This window comes from Rhodococcus sp. BP-261, assembly GCF_019835205.1.
In the GTDB taxonomy this organism is placed as follows: domain Bacteria; phylum Actinomycetota; class Actinomycetes; order Mycobacteriales; family Mycobacteriaceae; genus Rhodococcoides; species Rhodococcoides kyotonensis_B.
Map to the genome: position 1 here is coordinate 110,174 of NZ_JABUCO010000013.1, position 16,894 is coordinate 127,067.

A 16,894-nucleotide genomic window follows, 5' to 3' on the forward strand; every position below is an offset into this window, starting at 1 on the left:
CAGGAGTTCCTCATGGCTGCAATCAATTACAGACAAGCTTCCTGCATCTACGACGGTGCCGAGAAGCTCGCGGTCGACTCGCTCGACCTCGACATCGCCGACGGCGAATTCGTCGTCCTCGTCGGCCCTTCCGGCTCCGGAAAGTCCACGGCGCTGCGCATGCTCGCAGGACTGGAGGACATCGACGGCGGCGCCATCGAGATCGGCGGCAAGAACATGGTCGGGGTGCCGTCCAAGGATCGGGACATCGCCATGGTGTTCCAGAACTACGCGCTGTACCCCAACAAGACCGTCGGCGAGAACATGGGATTCGCGCTCAAGATGCGCGGTGTCTCGCTCGAGGAGCGCAAGAAGAAGGTGGCCGAGGCGGCGAAGCTGCTCGACCTCACCGAGTACCTCGACCGCAAGCCGGCCAAGCTGTCCGGTGGTCAGCGTCAGCGAGTTGCCATGGGCCGCGCCATCGTTCGCGAACCCCAGGTGTTCTGCATGGACGAGCCGCTGTCGAACCTCGACGCCAAGCTGCGCGTCCAGACCCGCACGCAGATCGCCGCACTGCAGCGCAGGCTGGGCACGACCACCGTCTACGTCACCCACGACCAGGTCGAGGCCATGACGATGGGTGACCGCGTCGCCGTGCTGCGCGGCGGCAAGCTGCAGCAGTTCGCGTCGCCGACGGACTTGTACGACAAGCCCGTCAACGCGTTCGTCGCCGGATTCATCGGGTCTCCCGCCATGAACCTGATGACGGTGCCGATCGGTTCCGGCGGGCTGCAGATCGGAAACTCGCTGCTTCCGCTCGAACGTGACGAGCTGACCAAGCTCGCCAGCGCGAACCTCGACACCGTCACGGTCGGTCTCCGTCCCGAACAGCTGGGCATCGACCACTCCGACGGCTTCGCGGCGAAGGTCGATCTGATCGAGGAGCTCGGCAGCGAATCGTACGTGTACGCGCACCTCGACGATCCCAAGGTCAAGGGACTCGACGGCGGTCCGGTGTCGCTCGTCGCGCGATCCGCGGTCCGTGCCCCGGCGAGGATCGGCGACAGTGTCAGCCTGACGAAGATCGACGGTCCGGTGCACCTGTTCCACCCGGAGACAGGGGATCGAATCTGACCTGTGCGACGCGGAGCTCCCGGGTCACTCCGCGGGCTCCGCTCCTGCGCTCTCGGGCTGGTTCCACCTCGTTCGGCGCGAGGTGGAGCCGACGTCCCGACCATCCGTGGATGTCGGCTGCCGGATCGTCCAGCATCACGACGCCGATCCACGTGTCACCGCGTGCGTCCTCGTGAATCGACTCGACGCGGGCCGTTCGTCCGCCGAAGAACAGGTCCGGTGTGCCGGACCGACGGCGTCGGACGCGAACGACACTGTTCTTCGCGACCGTCACGCCATCGATGACGACGACGTCCGGGTCGGGTTCGACGAGACTCGCGGGATCGGCCTCCCACCAACCGTCGGCGTCGTCCGGCGCTACCGAGTCGCGTCCGTCGGCTTCGGGATGGACTTCTTCGGGATAGTCGTACAGCACGGTCGGCGACACGAGAATCGAATCGGTACTTCCGCGTTCGCCTGTCAACACGGGAAAACACCTGTGTTGGTGACACTTTCGTGCCGACTCGACGGCAGGCTGGGGCGGTTCGAGCAGTGACGAGAACCGCGTGTGCTCGGCGTGGAGAAGCAGAGTGGTCTCGATGAACGACGCGCGAATGGCCGATTCCCGATCGGGTTCGGGCGGCCCGGTGTTGCTCACTTCGACGCCCAGTTTGGTGTACGTGCCCAATACTTCACCGGACAGCACGATCTCGCCCGTGAGGGGCTTTCGGGACCTGACGATCCGTCCCCTGGCCCCGAGCGGTTCGGTCGTCACGCCACCCGAAACGGTCACCGGCACCACTGTTCCGGTGCCGAAGGCGGACAACGGGACCGGGCCCAGGTCGAGTTCGACTTCGACTGCCTCCCTCCACGGCAACCAGTGCGTGCCGGCCACGGTCAGGTCGTCGACTGCGACGAAGGAGTCACCGGTCCTGCGTTCGATTCGTCGGTCCTGCGAGTGCAGGAACCGCAGAACGACGTCGACGGACGCGTCGGGCCGAGTCTCGACGAGGCATTCGGTCGACAGAGACGAGGCTGCGCCGACTCCTGTCGAACGGGCGTCGACCGGACCCAATATCCCTGAGGTAGAGGTCCATTCGTCACTGCCGCGTGGCTCGATCGGGGCATCCGCCGCGAACGCCGATCGAAGCTGTGTCATTGGCCCCACCCCTTCGGAGCCCACCCCGCTCCTGTCGTGACTGCGGTCGACCCCGACCCGTCACCTCCGCCGTAATCCACTGTCCACCTGCGGCGACGACGTTGTCAATGAACCGTGAGACGGTTTTGGGCGTGCCGACCGTACCGGGTGTTCGGGCCGTCGTGATACTACCGTCGCGAAAAGGGTTGCAATGCAATGGCATTACGGTCACAGGCCACAGGCTCGTTCTCGACGGCGGTACTTGCGACGGAGGAACGGGATCATCACCCGCAGCATCATCCCGCCTTCCTTCTTCAGCCGGACGAGTTCCTCCGGGGTCAGCACGTCGAATGCTCGGGGAAGTTCGAAGTCGACCTTGCCGCCCGTGCGCGCCGCGTTCTCGACGGCTTCCCACTCGGCCAGCGGGAGGTGCTCCGTGATGAGGGGAAAGATCGTGCGTTCCTCGTCCTCGATGTGCTCGTCGAGTTCGTTCTTCAACTGCACCAGCGCGGCGGTCAGGCGCGGCAGGCTGTCGGGGAGACCGTCGGCGGCCGCGCGCAGCTCGTCGAGCAACGGATCGAGGGCTTCGTGATCCTCGGTCAGATCGCTCAGGTCGATGTGCGGACCGACCGACGCGACGATCTTCGGCCACAGGACGTCGTCCTCGGTGGTGTGGTGGTGATGGATGCTGTCGGCGAACAGGTGAACGTACTCGGAGATAGCGGCCACCTGCTTCGCGTCGGGACTCTCGATGCCCTCGCCGAGCCCGGCACACAACGCGACGAGGCGGGAGGCGTCGCGACGCATCGCGCGATGGGCGAGCCGGATTCCGAGGAGGTCGGCGTCGGAGGTGATTTTCTGGGTCTTCCGTGTCGTTGTCATGGCTCGAAGACTGCCGCCGACCGCTTGGCGCGCACTTAACGCCGACTGTCCCGTCACCCCTGTTCGGGGGTAGCGCGGCTTTTCGACGGCGTTCTAGCCTGAGGCGGACTGAGACGTGTGCCACATTCAAGGAGCTTCGATGACGGACGGAACGGCAACCAAGGCGTTCAGGCAGGCGCGCGACGTGCTGCTCGGCGCGTACGGCCAGTACGACACGGCCCTGACCGACTTCGAGTGGCCGTCGTTCCCCGACACGTTCAACTGGGCGATCGACTGGTTCGACGCCATCGCCCGTGGCAACGACACGACAGCGCTGTGGATCGTCGAGGAAGACGGTTCCGAGGCCAAGTACAGCTTCGACGACATGGCCCGTAGATCCGACCAGGTCGCGCGGTGGCTCGAGTCGCTCGGCATCGGACGCGGCGACTCGGTGATCCTGATGCTCGGCAACCAGGTCGAACTGTGGGAGACGATGCTCGCCGTCATGAAGCTCGGCGCGGTGTTGATGCCGACGACGACGGCCATCGGAACCGTCGACCTCGTCGATCGTGTGGAACGGGGACAGGCGAGGGCGGTCGTCGCCAACCCGTCGGATGCTCCGAAGTTCGACGAGGTCCCGGGCGACTACCTGCGTATCTCCGTCGGTGACACGGACGGATGGACGAACTACCACGCGGCGTACGACGTCCAGGATCCCCGGCCGTTCGAGTCCGTCACCGCGCCCAGCGACCGTCTGCTGATGTACTTCACGTCGGGCACGACGAGCAAGCCGAAACTCGTGGAACACACGCAGGTGTCGTACCCCGTCGGACATCTGACGACGATGTACTTCCTCGGCGTGAAGCCGGGCGACGTCCACCTCAACATCAGTTCACCGGGCTGGGCGAAGCATGCGTGGAGCTGCTTTTTCGCGCCGTGGATCGCCGAGGCGACCATCTTCATCTACAACTACAGCCGGTTCGACGCGAAGGCTCTGCTCCAGCAGATCCGTCGAGCGGAGGTCACGACGTTCTGCGCGCCTCCGACGGTGTGGCGCATGCTGATTCAGGCCGACATCTCCGGCGGCAAGGGCGCTCTGCGCGAAGCGATCGGTGCGGGCGAGCCGTTGAACCCCGAGGTCATCTCGCACGTGCAGAAGCAGTGGGGCCTGACGATCCGTGACGGCTTCGGACAGACGGAAACCACTACGCTCGTGGGCAATACACCGGGCGCGGAGCTGAAGTTCGGATCGATGGGTCGGCCGTTGCCCGGTGTTCCCGTCGTCATCGTCGACCCGGTGACCGGTACGAGGGCCGACGAGGGCGAGATCTGCCTCGATCTCGCGGCGTCACCGTTCAATCTGATGACGGGATACCTCGGCGACGCCGAACGCAACGAACAGGTCATGTCCGGCGGGTACTACCACACAGGCGACGTCGCATCCCGGGACTCGGACGGCTACATCACGTACGTGGGCAGGACCGACGACGTGTTCAAGGCGTCGGACTACAAGGTGTCGCCGTTCGAGCTCGAGAGCGTGCTGATCGAGCACCCGGCCGTGGCCGAGGCAGCCGTCGTCCCCGCTCCCGACGAGACACGCCTGGCCGTGCCGAAGGCGTACGTCTCGCTGGCCGCGGGATGGGAACCGAACGAGGACACGGCTTCTCAGATCCTGAAGTACGCGCGCGAGAACCTGGCCCCGTACCTGCGGATCCGACGGATCGAGTTCTTCGAACTGCCGAAGACCATCTCGGGCAAGATCCGCCGCGTCGAATTGCGGGCGCGGGAGAACTCCGGCGAGGTGTTGACGGGGGAGTTTCGGGAGTAGGCGACCCGTGCGTGGGAATGTACAGCCCGCTGTACATTCCCACGCACGAGGGGATTACCGGAACGGAATGCCGGTCGTGGCGTGTTCGCGCGACCGCGGCTGCACGAGACCGCGCTTCTCCAGGATCGGCCGCACGCCCTCGCCGAAGTGGAACGCTTCCTCGAGGTGCGGGTAGCCGGACAGCACGAAGTGATCGAGCCCGATCGACGCGTACTCCGCGATTCGGTCGGCCACTTCCTCGTGCGATCCGACGAGAGCCGTTCCCGCGCCGCCGCGCACCAGGCCGACTCCCGTCCACAGGTTCGGTGCGATCTCGAGCGAACGGGCGTCCGCGCCCTGCTGGTACGCGTCGCCGCCGCCGTGCAGTTCACGCATCCGACGCTGACCTTCGGACGCCGACCGGGCGAGACTTGCCTGCGCGGCGTCGACCGTCGCGGGGTCGAGGTTCGCCAGCAGACGGTCGGCCTCGGCCCAGGCCTGCTCGGACGTGTCGCGGGAGATGACGTGCAGGCGGATGCCGTAGTCGAGCGTGCGGCCCTGCACGTCCGCGAGGTCGCGGATCCACGCGATTTTCGACGCCACTGCAGCCGGCGGCTCACCCCACGTCAGGTAGGTATCGGCGAACTGCGACGCGACGGTCCCGGCGGCAGGGGACGAGCCACCGAAGAAGATCGGCGGCGTCGGCTCCGGATGCCGTTGCAGCGACGCCTCCTCGACCTTGATGTACTTGCCGTCGAAGGTGACGGGGCCGTCGTCGGCCCAGAGCCGACGCGTCACGTCGAGGTATTCGCCGCAGCGTTCGTAACGTTCGTTCTTGGTCAGGAAATCGCCGAACCGTCGCTGCTCGTGGTCCTCACCGCCCGTGACGACGTTGAGCAGCAACCTGCCGCCGGACTGCCACTGGAACGTCGCCGCCATCTGGGCTGCGAGCGTCGGAGCGATCAGTCCCGGCCGCAGCGCGACGAGGAACTTCAGGGTCTCCGTCGTATCGATCATCATGGCCGTCGTCAGCCATGCGTCCTCGCACCATGCGCCGGTCGGCGTGAGCACCGCCTCGAAACCGTTGTCCTCGGCCGCGGCACCGATCTGATTCAGATACTTCAGCGTCGCCGGTCGGTCACCGGACATCGACGACCCGTGGCCGCCTGCCATCAGGTTGCGCGAATCGCCGTAGGTGGGCAGGAACCAATGAAAGCGCAGAGACATATCGGCCGATTCTGGCAGTGCTTCCGAGTGCTCGCCAGAGTTCGAATCACGGTGATTTCAAATACTGACCTGTAGGCGATGCCTAGTTACTGTCGCGACACATGACTGCAATCGCCGAGCCCGCGGCAGAATCGGACCCGGCCAGACGGAAGCGCCTGCGTACCGTCGTCGCCGCAAGCCTTCTCGGAACGACCGTCGAATGGTACGACTTCTTCCTGTACGCCACGGCCGCGAGCCTGGTGTTCAATCAGCTGTTCTTCCCCGACCAGAGTTCGTTCGTCGGCACGATGCTCTCCTTCGCGACATTCGCGGTCGGCTTCGTCGTCCGTCCCGTCGGCGGAGTGGTGTTCGGCCACTTCGGCGATCGCATCGGACGTAAGAAGACCCTCGCGCTGACGATGTTCATCATGGGCATCGCCACCGCGCTGATGGGTGCTTTGCCGACGGCCGAGCAGATCGGCGTACTCGCGCCGATTCTGCTGCTGCTGCTCAGAATTCTGCAGGGCTTCGCGCTGGGCGGTGAATGGGCAGGTGCTGTTCTGCTGGCCGTCGAACACAGTCCCGAGAAGAAGCGTGGCCTCTTCGGCAGCATCCCGCAGATCGGTCTGGCGCTCGGATTGGCGCTCGGCACAGCGATGTTCGCGCTTCTACAAACCGTGTTCGACGACGCCGCCTTCCTGGCGTACGGCTGGCGCATCGCGTTTCTGCTGAGCCTCGTGCTCGTGGCAGTAGGGCTCATCGTGCGATTGAAAGTCGAGGAGACCCCGGCGTTCCAGGAAGTCACCGACCTGAAGCAGCGGTCGTCGGCACCTGTTCGGGACGTGTTCGCGCGCAGATCGATTCGAGCAACCGTCCTCGGACTGCTGTCTCGTTGGGGTGAGGGCGCTGCGTTCAACACGTGGGGTGTCTTCGCGATCACCTATGCGACAACCGAACTCGACTTCGAGAAAGTGCCCGTGCTGCTCGTCGTCACCGTCGCCGCGGTGATCATGGCCGTTCTGCTGCCTGTCTCCGGGCTGTTGGTCGACCGCTACGGCGCCAAGCAGATCTACATCATCGGCATCGCGCTCTACGGCGTCGCCGTGGTCCCGGTGTTCGCGCTGTTCGGGACGGGCAACCTCTGTTTCTTCGGGCTCGGCCTCGTCCTCGTGTTCGGATTCGTCCACGCACTCTTCTACGGCGCGCAAGGCACCCTGTACGCCAGCCTGTACCCGACCGAGATCCGGTACACGGGGCTGTCGATCGTCTACCAGTTCTCCGGCATCTACGCCTCCGGTGTCACCCCGCTCATCCTGACGGCCCTCATCGCCGCGGGCAGCGGGTCACCCTGGCTGGCCTGCGGCTTCCTCGTCGGAACCTCGGTCGTCAGCGTCATCGCCACCGGGCTCATCCGGAAGCGGGACCTGCATCTCTGACCGGCGGCGCGTCGGGGCAGCCGCGCCCCAGGTGACCGAATGTCACCGGTGGTCACTCTGAGTGAGCAAGGGGCGCCCTCGGTCCGGACTCGGGCCGCGCCCCAGGTGACCGAAGGACGCCCTCGCTCACTCTGAGTGAGCAAGGGGCGCCCTCGGTCCGGATTCGGGCCGCGCCTCAGCCTCAGGTGACCGAAGGTGACATTCGGTCCAGAAACGGCTCGACGACGCGCCGCACCTCGTCGCCCGCGGCGGGCGTCGTCGAGTGGTCGAAGCCGTCGATCAGGTGGAACTCCGACTCAGGAACGAGCGCGGCAGCCGCGCGCGAGTCGTCCCGACGCGTCGTGTCCTCGGAGCCGACGTAGAACAGCGAAGGAATACCGAGTCCGCGCAGCGTGTCGTCGGACAACCCGGGCTCGGCGTCGGACGCGCGGAAGTAGGCGGCCATCGCGTCGGAATCGTTGGCGCTGAACACGGCTCGGGTCGCAGGGTCCACCGGAAACAGGCGGTGGCGGTTCCATTCGTCGATGAAGCCGTCCATGCCTCCGGTCGCGAGGACGTCCGCGCACCCCGGGAAGAACAGCCGATCGAACGCCCCCTTCTGCGGTCCGTGCGAACCTCCGCCGGCAACAAGGGAATTGACGCGCTCGGGTGCCCGCGCTGCCAATGTCAGGCCGGCGCGCGCACCGTACGAGTAACCCCAGTAGTCCGCCTTGTCGACACCCACCTCGTCGAGGACGGCCACGAGATCGCCGACGATATTGTCCATGCGGTACGCGTCGACGTCGTGCGGTTTGTCGCTCCGGCCGTGCCCGCGCATGTCGGGCAGGATCAACGACCTACGCGGACGCAAGGCTTTGACGTACCCGAACGTGCGCCAGATCGTGTGTGTCAGCAGACTTCCGTGCACCATGAGCAGTGGCGGACCCGAGCCCACGACGGTGTAGGCGATCCGAGTTCCATCCGAGGGGTTCGTCGCGAAGTCCACTCGTCCATCATGCACGCTCCAGTTCGACCCATCGCGTCGGCTCGAGATCCCGCAGGAACGGTAAGTCGTGACTCGCGACGACGAGCGCACCCTCGTAACTCGCCAACGCCTCCGTCAGGTGGGCCTTGCTGGCGAGGTCGAGATTGTTGGTGGGTTCGTCGAGCATCAGGAACCTCGGCGCGGGTTCGGCGAGCAGAATGGTCGCCAGTGCAGCACGGAGACGCTCACCCCCGGACAACGTGTCGACGACGGCATCCGCGTCGCTCCCGCGAAAAAGAAAGCGCGCCAACTGGGCTCGAATCTGCTCGTTCGACGCGTGTGCCGCGACTGCCGCAACATTCTCGGCCACCGACCGAGACTCGTCGAACACGTCGAGGCGTTGCGGCAGGTATCGCCACGGCACAGCGGGTTCCGCGTCCGCGAGCTGTCGCAGCAGTGTTGTCTTGCCGCTACCGTTCGGTCCGATCAGTGCGATGCGTTCCGGTCCCACGATCTCCAGTGAAGCGACTGAAACGATCCTCTGTCCCGCATGCACTTTCGTCGCGGGGAGCTCGACGCGGACCTCGCGGTCGTCACGGAGGCGATCCTCGGCCGTGGCGAGAACCGCTTGTGCGTCGCTCACCTTGTCGAGGTGGTTGCCCCGTAGCTTGCCCGCCGAGACCTGTGCTGCCCGTTTGCGATTGCCCATGACGATCTTGGGTTCACGCTTCTGCTCGTTCATCTTCTTGCCGTACCGGGCGCGTCGATCGAGTTTGGTTCTGGCCTCGATCAATTCGCGTTCCTGCTTGCGCACATCGTTCTTGGCGTCGTGCACCGCGGCGCGCGCAGCCTCCTGTTCCGCGACGACGACGTCACGGTAGTGCTCGTAGTTACCGCCGAACACGCGCAGGCGGCTGACCCCGTCTCGCTCGGCTCGAACCTCGGCAGTGGTGTCCATGATCGCGAGCAGATCGAGGTCGTGACTCGTCACGATCAGCACGCCCTGGAACGACTGGACGGCCTGGTAGAGGTGTGCGCGGGCGTCTCGGTCGAGGTTGTTGGTCGGCTCGTCGAGGAGCAGCACATCCGGCTCCGCGAGTAGTTCCGCAGTGAGCGCGAGCAGCATCGATTCACCGCCGGACAGCGTTCCGACGACGCGATCGAGATCCTCCGGTCGTGCGACGATGTGGCCCAATCCCAACTTGTCGAGCAGCGCGACGGCACGCTCCTCCGCATCCCACCGGGAGCCGACGATAGCGAAGTCGTCGTCGGTGAATTCTCCGATCTCGATGCGGTGCAGCGCCTGTCGAAGTTCACGCATACGAAGAATGTCGTCGACGCGCCTGCCTGCGCGCAGGGTGATGTCCTGCGGGAGGTAGCCGAGCTCGCCGGGAACGGTGATCGAGCCGCGTTGGGGGTGCAATTCTCCCGCAACGAGTTTCATCAGCGTCGACTTGCCCGCACCGTTGGACCCGACGAGACCTGTTCTGCCGGTGGGGAACACGGCGTCGAGGCCGTCGAACACGCGGCTGCCGTCCGGCCAGGTGAACCCGAGATCGGAAATGCGCAGGGATGAAGAGGTAGACATGATTGCTCCAGAGGTATGCGTGCGTACAAGCAGGCGAACGAACCTCTAGAAGAGCAACGGCCTCTCCAACTCTGGTCACTCCGCAGGCTACGCTCCTACGGATTCTGTCGACGGCAAGCGAGAGCCAGGTTAAACCCGGGTGCGTCGCACACGCAACCCCATTTGTGGTCGTGCTTGGAAATGCGTGCTCTGGCACGCATTTTCGCTCACGTGCTCGAAGGGCCCTTCTTGCGCAGATCGTCGACCTTGCTCATCGCCTCCCTCAGCTCTCCGAGCCATTCCTCGGTGTGTTCACCGACGAGTTTGACGGCCCAGGACAGCGCATCGGCACGAGATCGCGCGACGCCTGCATCGACGAGCGTGTCCAATACCTTGCGCTCCGGCTGTCGCAGGCGGGTCATCACCGGAACGGCGAGGTGGGTGAAGAGCACCGCCTCCCCGTCGACGGCCACGCCCCACGCCACCTTGCGTCCGTAGCGTGCCTCCGCCTCGTCGGCGATCTGCATCCGGTCCTGACGCGTGGTCTCGCGGAACCGCGCGATGCGACCCTCGGTCGACGCGGCCGATGCGTCGTCGGGCGTGGGAAGTTCGCCGATCACGACGATCTCCTCCCGGTCCACCTCGATCGTCGCGTCGCCGGCGAACCAACTTTCCGGAAGCCGTCCGCTGAACCATTCTGCGGCGTCACCGGTGTCCGGTGCGTCGGCTTGCTGCCACCCACCGGGTCGTCCGAACTTTCTTCCATGGTGTCTCATGACAACTCCTTGGTTGCGTTTGATTACACACTTACATGATTACTCCGTTGCAGCGATATCCGCCACGGGTGGGGCATGATCAAGTGCGTGCGCACTTCGAAGAAGACGGTTTCCGCCCTCGTCGCTGTCACGGCCTTGGTCCTCGCGGGATGCGGTGACGACGGCCCACCCGAACCGCAGACCACCGCCCAACAATTCGTCGATGCGATCAACAGCGGATCCGCCGAGGCCGCCGCGCAGCTGACGACCGACCCGGTGGCCGCGTCGGCTGCGCTGACGGGCCTGTACGACGGGCTCGGCGCCGGCGGGTCCGTCACGGCGACGTCGGACTTCACCGTCGAATCGGCGTCCGAAGACGGTGGCGCGGTCACGCTCGACGCGACATGGCGTTTCTCGACGACGAACGACGGCACCGAAGAGCCCGACGGCGAGCCCAAACAGTGGCAGTACGACACGCAGGCGACGGCGACCGAGACCGATCAGGGGTGGAGGATCCAGTGGGATCCTGCCGTCCTCGCACCGGGCCTGACGGCCGACAGCACAGTGCGCTACACGTCGACCGATGCGCTCGTCACGCCCAAGGTGTTCGACCGAACAGGCGTCGAATTGATGTCCCAGCAGGTCGTCACGCTCGTGAACATCGACGCGTCCGCCGACCCCGCCGCGGTCGCGTCGTACATCACGCCGATCGTTCCGACCATCTCGGCCGAATCGATCGCTGCCGATCGAGCTGCAGCACAGGGCAACGCGCTCACCGTGGTCTCGCTGCGTCAGTCCGACCTCGATCCGATCGCAGCCCCGCTCGCGGCGCTTCCTGGCGTCACACTCGCGCCGCAGACTCGTCTGCTGACGACCGACCGCGCGTTGGCGTCGCCCGCGTTGACCGGTGTCTCGGAGCTGTGGCAACAGCAGCTCGACGAGAACAAGGGCTGGTCCGTACAGTCCATTTCCGCCGACGGGGCAGTCCAGCAGTTGGCGGGTGTCGACGCGACGCCTGCTCCCGACATCGCGACGACTCTCGACGCGGGTCTGCAGCTGAAGGCCGAGAATGCGCTGACATCGCTGCCGCAGCAAGCGGCGATCGTCGCGCTGCAGCCGTCGACCGGAAACGTGCTCGCCGTCGCGCAGAACGCGGCCGCCGACGCAGAGGGACCGATCGCGTTGACCGGGCTGTATCCGCCGGGATCGACGTTCAAGACGGTGACGACGTCGGCTGCGCTCGAGGCGGGCACCGCAACGCCGGACACGATCCTTCCGTGCCCCGGCACCGAGAACATCGAAGGCCGTCAGATTCCGAACGACGACAACTTCGACCTCGGGGACGTTCCGCTGCACACCGCATTCGCCCGCTCGTGCAACACGACGATGGGGCGCCTCGGCGTCGGACTGCCCGCCGACGGCCTGCAGAAGACCGCGCAGCAATACGGACTCGGTGTCGATTACGTAACGCCAGGCCTGACCACCGTCACCGGCACCGTCCCGGTCGCGGACACCCCTGCGGCACGCGTCGAGTCGGCCATCGGTCAAGGACAGGTAACGGCGTCGCCGTTCGGGATGGCGCTGGTGGCCTCGTCGATCGCGGGAGGGGCGTTGAAGGCGCCCACTCTCGTGAGCGGTCAACCGGGCACGGCGGACGCGACGCCCGTCTCGGTCGACCCGGTGGTCGCGGAGCAGATCAGGGCGATGATGCGCGAGACCGTCACCGCCGGAACCGCTACGCAACTGCAGGACATCCCTGGCCTGCTCGGTAAGACCGGAACCGCCGAGTTCGGGCCGAACAACGAAGGCGCACATGGCTGGTTCGTCGGGATCCAGGGTGATCTGGCGTTCGCCGTGTTCGTCGCCGGCGGACAGAGTTCGGCCCCCGCCCTGGAGGCCGCAGGACGGTTCCTGCGCTAGGCGCTCATTTGCCCGTCGTTTGCTTATTGTGACGGTTTACGGCCTTGTGTTGGGCGTCACGATTGACCACGATGAATGCAGGCGGGAAAAGCACGTGGGGAGGCGTGTAGCGAATTCGTGACCAGAGCGTGTGAATCCCGTGCTTGTTACGCGTGTGACTGAAGTGACTAGAATGAAGCATGGGTTCAGGGAGGGCGGCGCGCGTGAGCGCGAAACGGGGACGTTACGTAGTAGCAGTGGGGGCAACGCTCGTCTTGTCCTCGACCGCGGCGGTATGGATGTTGGATCGGCCCGAGAACGCCGGCGAGGCGGCGGTCGGTGATTTCGTCGACGCACTCAATGCGCGTGACGTCTCGGCGGCAGCGAATCTCACGTCCTATCCCAACGCCGCCGCTGCGAGCATCACGCAGATGTTCGACGGTTTGTCCGCAGGCGGACCGCCGACAGGCGACTTCGAGCTGACGCAGTTCATCGGACTCGACGACTCGTCCGGCTTCTTCACGATGGCGTCGGACTGGAACTTCGGGGACGCCAAGGACTGGTCGTACTCGACACGCGGCACCGCCAAGAAGTTGAGCGTCGGCTGGCGAATCACGTGGGAGCAGGACATGCTCGCGCCCGACATGCCCGCGGGTGGATCCGTCCGCTACGTCCGCACCGACGCAGCGCCGCCGCTTGTCTTCGACGCCGCGCAGAACGTGCTGATGAACGAGCGGACGATCAACGCGATCATGCTCGACCCGTCGCGCATGGCAGACCCCGTGGCATCCACGACGCGACTGGCCGACGTCATCGACGTCGTGGCACCCCTGATCACCGCCGAAAGCCTGCAACACGACCTCGCTGCGACGCCGGGAAGCCCGATCCTCGCGGTCAACCTGCGCGACGACGACTTCGGTGTTCTCGAGGACGACCTGCGAGCCATCGACGGTGTCGTCGTCGTTCCGACGCCGAAGCTCATCGCCGGGGATCGCCGAATCACGTCGCCGCTGCTCGATTCGTTGCGCAAGGCGTGGCAGGACAATCGCGACGCCACCTCCGGATGGGCCGTCGACGTCACCGGTCCGGACGGCGTCGTCACGCGTCAAGCCGGATTCCAAGGTCCGCCCGGACCGGACCTGCACGCGACGCTCGATCCCCGCATCCAGCTGGCAGCCGAAGAAGCCGTCGTCAGCGTCGGAACCGCAGCGTCGATCGTTGCGATCCAGCCGTCGACAGGCGCCATCGTCGCGACAGCGCAGAACAGTTACGCCAACGAGCAGGGGCAGATCGCGTTCTCGGGGATGTATCCGCTCGGGTCGGCGTCGCATCTCGTCGACGCCGTCACCAGGGGCGACGACTCCAACGCGACGCAACTCGGTCTCGGCGTCAACTACTCGATGCCGGGTCTCGACGCCTACACCGGTCAGGTGCCGTCGGGCAACAACTCCATCGACCGCATCCGGACCGTCGGCAACGAGACGTCGGAAGTGTCGATCACGCCGTTCGGTCTGGCTCAGATCGGCGCTGCGATCGCACGTGGCGCGGCGCCTCTACCGTCGATCGTCGCGGGTCAGACCGCGGTGGCCGACAAGGAGACGGCGTCCATCGCCCCGGAGGCGCTGGCCACGCTGCGGGACATGATGCGGAACTCCGCACACGACGCCGGTCTCGATTCCTACGGCGGTCTCACCGGTTTCTCGGGGAACAGCGGTGACGATCGGTGGTTCATCGCGAACCGCGGCGACCTGGCGTTCGCCGTCTACATCGAGAATGCCGACGGCACCGACCAAGCCGTGAAGATGAGCACCATGCTGCTCCGGGAGATGGACTCCGGCAAAGCCGAGTAGTCGGCCAACTCTTTAGCCACGGTAGCTTTACTGTTCGTGACTCTGCTCGATTTCGGCTTGCTCGTCGTCGCCGGTTTCTTCGCGGGCCTCGTCGGATTCGTGACCGGGCTCGCGTCGCTGGTGTCGTACCCCGCGCTCCTTGCTGCCGGGCTCTCGCCGGTGGCGGCGAACGTGACCAACACGGTGGCTCTCGTTGCAGTCGGAGTCGGAGCCACCTCGAACGCGTCGTCGGAGCTCGCGAAGGACGGCAAGCAGCTGGTGCGCTTCGCTGCCTACTCGGCGATCGGCGGGTTGGTAGGTGCGCTGGTGCTGTTGTGGGCACCCGCGGGATCCTTCGAGATCGTCGTCCCCTTTCTCGTTGCCTTCGCCGCGGTGGCGTTGCTGCTGCAACCCCGGCTGCGGCTGCTGGCGGGCGGGACGGCCCAGAGGGACGGGAGTGGAGCCGGCGGGACGGCCCAGGGGGACGGGAGTGGAGCCGGCGGGACGGCCCAGAGGTTCTATCCCGTCGGTCTGTTCTTCGTCGCGATCTACGGCGGGTATTTCGGGGCGGGGGCGGGAGTCATATTCCTGGCACTCGCGCTCGTGTGCACATCCGATTCGATTTGGCGCGCCAGCATTCTGAAGAGCTTCTTCCTGGGCGTGGCCAACCTCGTTGCTGCGGTGATCTTCGCGTTTTCCGGTGAAGTGAATTGGCTCGCCGCATTGGCGCTGGGCATCGGCGCGTTCGTCGGGGGCTATTCGGGACCGCCGGTTGTGAAGGTGATTCCGCCGACGGTCCTGCGCATCGGCGTCGGACTGTGTGGTTTGGGGCTCGCGGCCTGGTTGTTTCTGAAGTAGCCGTGCAGGTTTCGGCTACTGCACCCCGCTCATCATCTTCTTGATCCACGGCGACATCGCCGCGATGACGATGCCGACGGCGATCGACACGCCACCGACGGTGTAGAAGAACGGATTCGGGTCGGCTTGGTCGTAGTAACCGGCCAGAGTGCCTGCCATCGCGGAACCCAGTGCCACGGACAGGAAGAACAACGCCACCATCTGGGTGTGGAAGTTCTTCGGCGCGAGCTTGGTCGACAACGACAATCCGACCGGGGACAGAAACAATTCGGCGAACGTGAACAGCAGGAGGATTCCCACGAGAGCCAGAAGCGGCATGTTGTCACCGGCCAGCGACGGCACGAAGGCGAGGAACGCCAGACCCATGATGCTCACTCCCGCAGCGAATTTCAGTGGCGTCGACGGTTGGCGGTCGCCGAGCTTCGTCCACATCGCCGCGAACACACCGGCGAAGATGATGATGAACACGGGGTTGATGGACTGAACCCACGACGGTGGGAAGTCCCAGCCGAACAGATTGCGGTCGAGCTCGGTGTCCGCGATGAGAGGAACGGTCGTGAACTGCTGCTGGAACAATGACCAGAACGCGGCACTCGCGATGAACATCGGGATGAACGAGATGACGCGTCGACGCTCGATCTGCGTGATGTGCTTGCTGGACAAGATGATTGAAAAGTAGGCGACCGCAGCGACGATCGTGACGCCGACGACGACGTCGGACAAATTCGACGCTGTGATGGCGCCGAAGACGGACAGCAACGCGACGACGACGATCGCGGCGACGCCGATCGCGCCCCACTTCATGCGGTCGCTCGCAGGGAGCGGATGGGGCGGCGTAGCACCGATTCCGAGCAGATGCTTGCGGCCGATCGTGTACTGAATCAGGCCGAGCGCCATACCGATTGCGGCCAAACCGAATCCGGCGTGGAACCCGAGCTTGTCCCAAGCGAGGCCGGTCAGCAACGGTCCGATGAACGCGCCGATGTTGATGCCCATGTAGAAGAGGGAGAAGCCGGCGTCGCGACGGGTGTCGTGCTCGTCGTACAGATCGCCGACCAACGACGTCGCATTCGCTTTGAGCCCACCGCTGCCGAACGCAACGAGAATCAAACCGACTCCGACGCCGAGGAATCCGGGCAGAACGGCCAACGCGATGTGCCCGAACATGATCATGATCGCGCTGTAGAACAGTGTGCGTTCCGACCCGAGAAGTCGGTCGGCTATCCATGCGCCGAGAATCGTGGACAGGTAGACGGTTCCGCCGTATGCGCCGACGATCGACGTCGCCGACGATTCGGGAATTCCGAGGCCACCCTCGGACACCGAGTAGTACAAGTAGTAGATGAGGATGCCTTGCATCCCGTAGAACGAGAAACGCTCCCACATCTCGACACCGAAGAGATTCGCCAGCGCGAACGGCTGTCCGAAGAACCCGGTGCTCTGCTTGTCCTGTAGTTCGGCCATAGGTGAACTGTGTCACGA

The 16,894-nt window shown here is 65.3% G+C and carries 13 protein-coding genes; 6 read left to right on the forward strand and 7 right to left on the reverse strand.

Features of this window, described 5'->3' with window-relative positions; all coding sequences use genetic code 11:
• The first annotated feature begins 12 nt into the window (after positions 1–12).
• The gene (locus HQ354_RS15725; protein ID WP_068427553.1) at positions 13–1,113 is read left to right on the forward strand and encodes an ABC transporter ATP-binding protein; all 1,101 of its coding nucleotides are present in this window, start codon (positions 13–15) and stop codon (positions 1,111–1,113) included.
• Here the strand turns inward: HQ354_RS15725 and HQ354_RS15730 are convergent.
• Positions 1,049–2,251, reverse strand: coding sequence for a hypothetical protein (locus HQ354_RS15730; RefSeq protein WP_222635123.1), 1,203 nt, complete (start codon positions 2,249–2,251; stop codon positions 1,049–1,051). The two genes, HQ354_RS15725 and HQ354_RS15730, sit on opposite strands and share 65 nt — an antisense overlap.
• Before the next feature lie 207 nt (positions 2,252–2,458).
• Entirely contained in the window at positions 2,459–3,112 is a 654-nt protein-coding gene (locus HQ354_RS15735) for a hemerythrin domain-containing protein (protein ID WP_222635122.1), read from the reverse strand.
• Between the two features lie 139 nt (positions 3,113–3,251).
• On the opposite strand from HQ354_RS15735, the gene HQ354_RS15740 reads away from it, so the two are divergent.
• Positions 3,252–4,919, forward strand: a complete 1,668-nt coding sequence (locus HQ354_RS15740) for an AMP-binding protein (protein ID WP_222635121.1) — start codon at positions 3,252–3,254, stop codon at positions 4,917–4,919.
• Positions 4,920–4,973: 54 nt separating this feature from the next.
• On the opposite strand, the gene HQ354_RS15745 is transcribed toward HQ354_RS15740, so the two are convergent.
• Positions 4,974–6,125 carry an LLM class flavin-dependent oxidoreductase gene (locus HQ354_RS15745; protein ID WP_167678875.1) on the reverse strand — a complete coding sequence of 384 codons (1,152 nt, stop codon included), beginning with the start codon at positions 6,123–6,125 and terminating at the stop codon, positions 4,974–4,976.
• Positions 6,126–6,226: 101 nt separating this feature from the next.
• Here HQ354_RS15745 and HQ354_RS15750 point away from each other — a divergent pair, with 101 nt between their 5' ends.
• Complete coding sequence (locus tag HQ354_RS15750) at positions 6,227–7,540, forward strand: MFS transporter (protein ID WP_222635120.1); 1,314 nt, start codon at positions 6,227–6,229, stop codon at positions 7,538–7,540.
• Between the two features lie 181 nt (positions 7,541–7,721).
• Here HQ354_RS15750 and HQ354_RS15755 read toward each other — a convergent pair whose 3' ends face one another.
• From HQ354_RS15755 to HQ354_RS15765, 3 genes are all read right to left on the reverse strand, one after another.
• On the reverse strand, positions 7,722–8,525 hold the full coding sequence (locus tag HQ354_RS15755) for an alpha/beta fold hydrolase (protein WP_068427566.1): 804 nt from the start codon (positions 8,523–8,525) through the stop codon (positions 7,722–7,724).
• A 7-nt stretch (positions 8,526–8,532) separates the two neighbouring features.
• Complete coding sequence (locus HQ354_RS15760) at positions 8,533–10,092, reverse strand: ATP-binding cassette domain-containing protein (protein ID WP_068427569.1); 1,560 nt, start codon at positions 10,090–10,092, stop codon at positions 8,533–8,535.
• A gap of 206 nt (positions 10,093–10,298) precedes the next feature.
• Positions 10,299–10,847 (reverse strand): hypothetical protein, encoded by a 549-nt coding sequence (locus tag HQ354_RS15765; protein ID WP_222635119.1) that lies wholly within the window; start codon positions 10,845–10,847, stop codon positions 10,299–10,301.
• 75 nt (positions 10,848–10,922) lie between these two features.
• Between HQ354_RS15765 and HQ354_RS15770 the strand changes: the two genes are divergently transcribed.
• From HQ354_RS15770 to HQ354_RS15780, 3 genes are all read left to right on the forward strand, one after another.
• A complete protein-coding gene (locus tag HQ354_RS15770) occupies positions 10,923–12,746 on the forward strand; it encodes a penicillin-binding transpeptidase domain-containing protein (protein WP_222635118.1) in 1,824 nt (607 codons plus the stop codon).
• 179 nt (positions 12,747–12,925) lie between these two features.
• The gene (locus HQ354_RS15775; protein WP_222635117.1) at positions 12,926–14,575 is read left to right on the forward strand and encodes an NTF2-like N-terminal transpeptidase domain-containing protein; all 1,650 of its coding nucleotides are present in this window, start codon (positions 12,926–12,928) and stop codon (positions 14,573–14,575) included.
• Positions 14,576–14,611: 36 nt separating this feature from the next.
• Positions 14,612–15,412 (forward strand): sulfite exporter TauE/SafE family protein, encoded by an 801-nt coding sequence (locus tag HQ354_RS15780; RefSeq protein WP_222635116.1) that lies wholly within the window; start codon positions 14,612–14,614, stop codon positions 15,410–15,412.
• Between the two features lie 15 nt (positions 15,413–15,427).
• On the opposite strand, the gene HQ354_RS15785 is transcribed toward HQ354_RS15780, so the two are convergent.
• Positions 15,428–16,876 carry a peptide MFS transporter gene (locus tag HQ354_RS15785; protein WP_222635115.1) on the reverse strand — a complete coding sequence of 483 codons (1,449 nt, stop codon included), beginning with the start codon at positions 16,874–16,876 and terminating at the stop codon, positions 15,428–15,430.
• Between the last annotated feature and the right edge of the window lie 18 nt (positions 16,877–16,894).

What these genes read in the sequence shown, in the direction of transcription:
- HQ354_RS15745 (WP_167678875.1), bottom strand. Translation starts at nt 6,125, where the DNA reads ATGTCTCTGCGCTTTCATTGGTTCCTGCCCACCTACGGCGATTCGCGC.
- HQ354_RS15750 (WP_222635120.1), top strand. Translation starts at nt 6,227, where the DNA reads ATGACTGCAATCGCCGAGCCCGCGGCAGAATCGGACCCGGCCAGACGG.
- HQ354_RS15775 (WP_222635117.1), top strand. Translation starts at nt 12,926, where the DNA reads ATGGGTTCAGGGAGGGCGGCGCGCGTGAGCGCGAAACGGGGACGTTAC.
- HQ354_RS15760 (WP_068427569.1), bottom strand. Translation starts at nt 10,092, where the DNA reads ATGTCTACCTCTTCATCCCTGCGCATTTCCGATCTCGGGTTCACCTGG.
- HQ354_RS15770 (WP_222635118.1), top strand. Translation starts at nt 10,923, where the DNA reads ATGATCAAGTGCGTGCGCACTTCGAAGAAGACGGTTTCCGCCCTCGTC.
- HQ354_RS15735 (WP_222635122.1), bottom strand. Translation starts at nt 3,112, where the DNA reads ATGACAACGACACGGAAGACCCAGAAAATCACCTCCGACGCCGACCTC.
- HQ354_RS15785 (WP_222635115.1), bottom strand. Translation starts at nt 16,876, where the DNA reads ATGGCCGAACTACAGGACAAGCAGAGCACCGGGTTCTTCGGACAGCCG.
- HQ354_RS15740 (WP_222635121.1), top strand. Translation starts at nt 3,252, where the DNA reads ATGACGGACGGAACGGCAACCAAGGCGTTCAGGCAGGCGCGCGACGTG.
- HQ354_RS15765 (WP_222635119.1), bottom strand. Translation starts at nt 10,847, where the DNA reads ATGAGACACCATGGAAGAAAGTTCGGACGACCCGGTGGGTGGCAGCAA.
- HQ354_RS15730 (WP_222635123.1), bottom strand. Translation starts at nt 2,251, where the DNA reads ATGACACAGCTTCGATCGGCGTTCGCGGCGGATGCCCCGATCGAGCCA.
- HQ354_RS15725 (WP_068427553.1), top strand. Translation starts at nt 13, where the DNA reads ATGGCTGCAATCAATTACAGACAAGCTTCCTGCATCTACGACGGTGCC.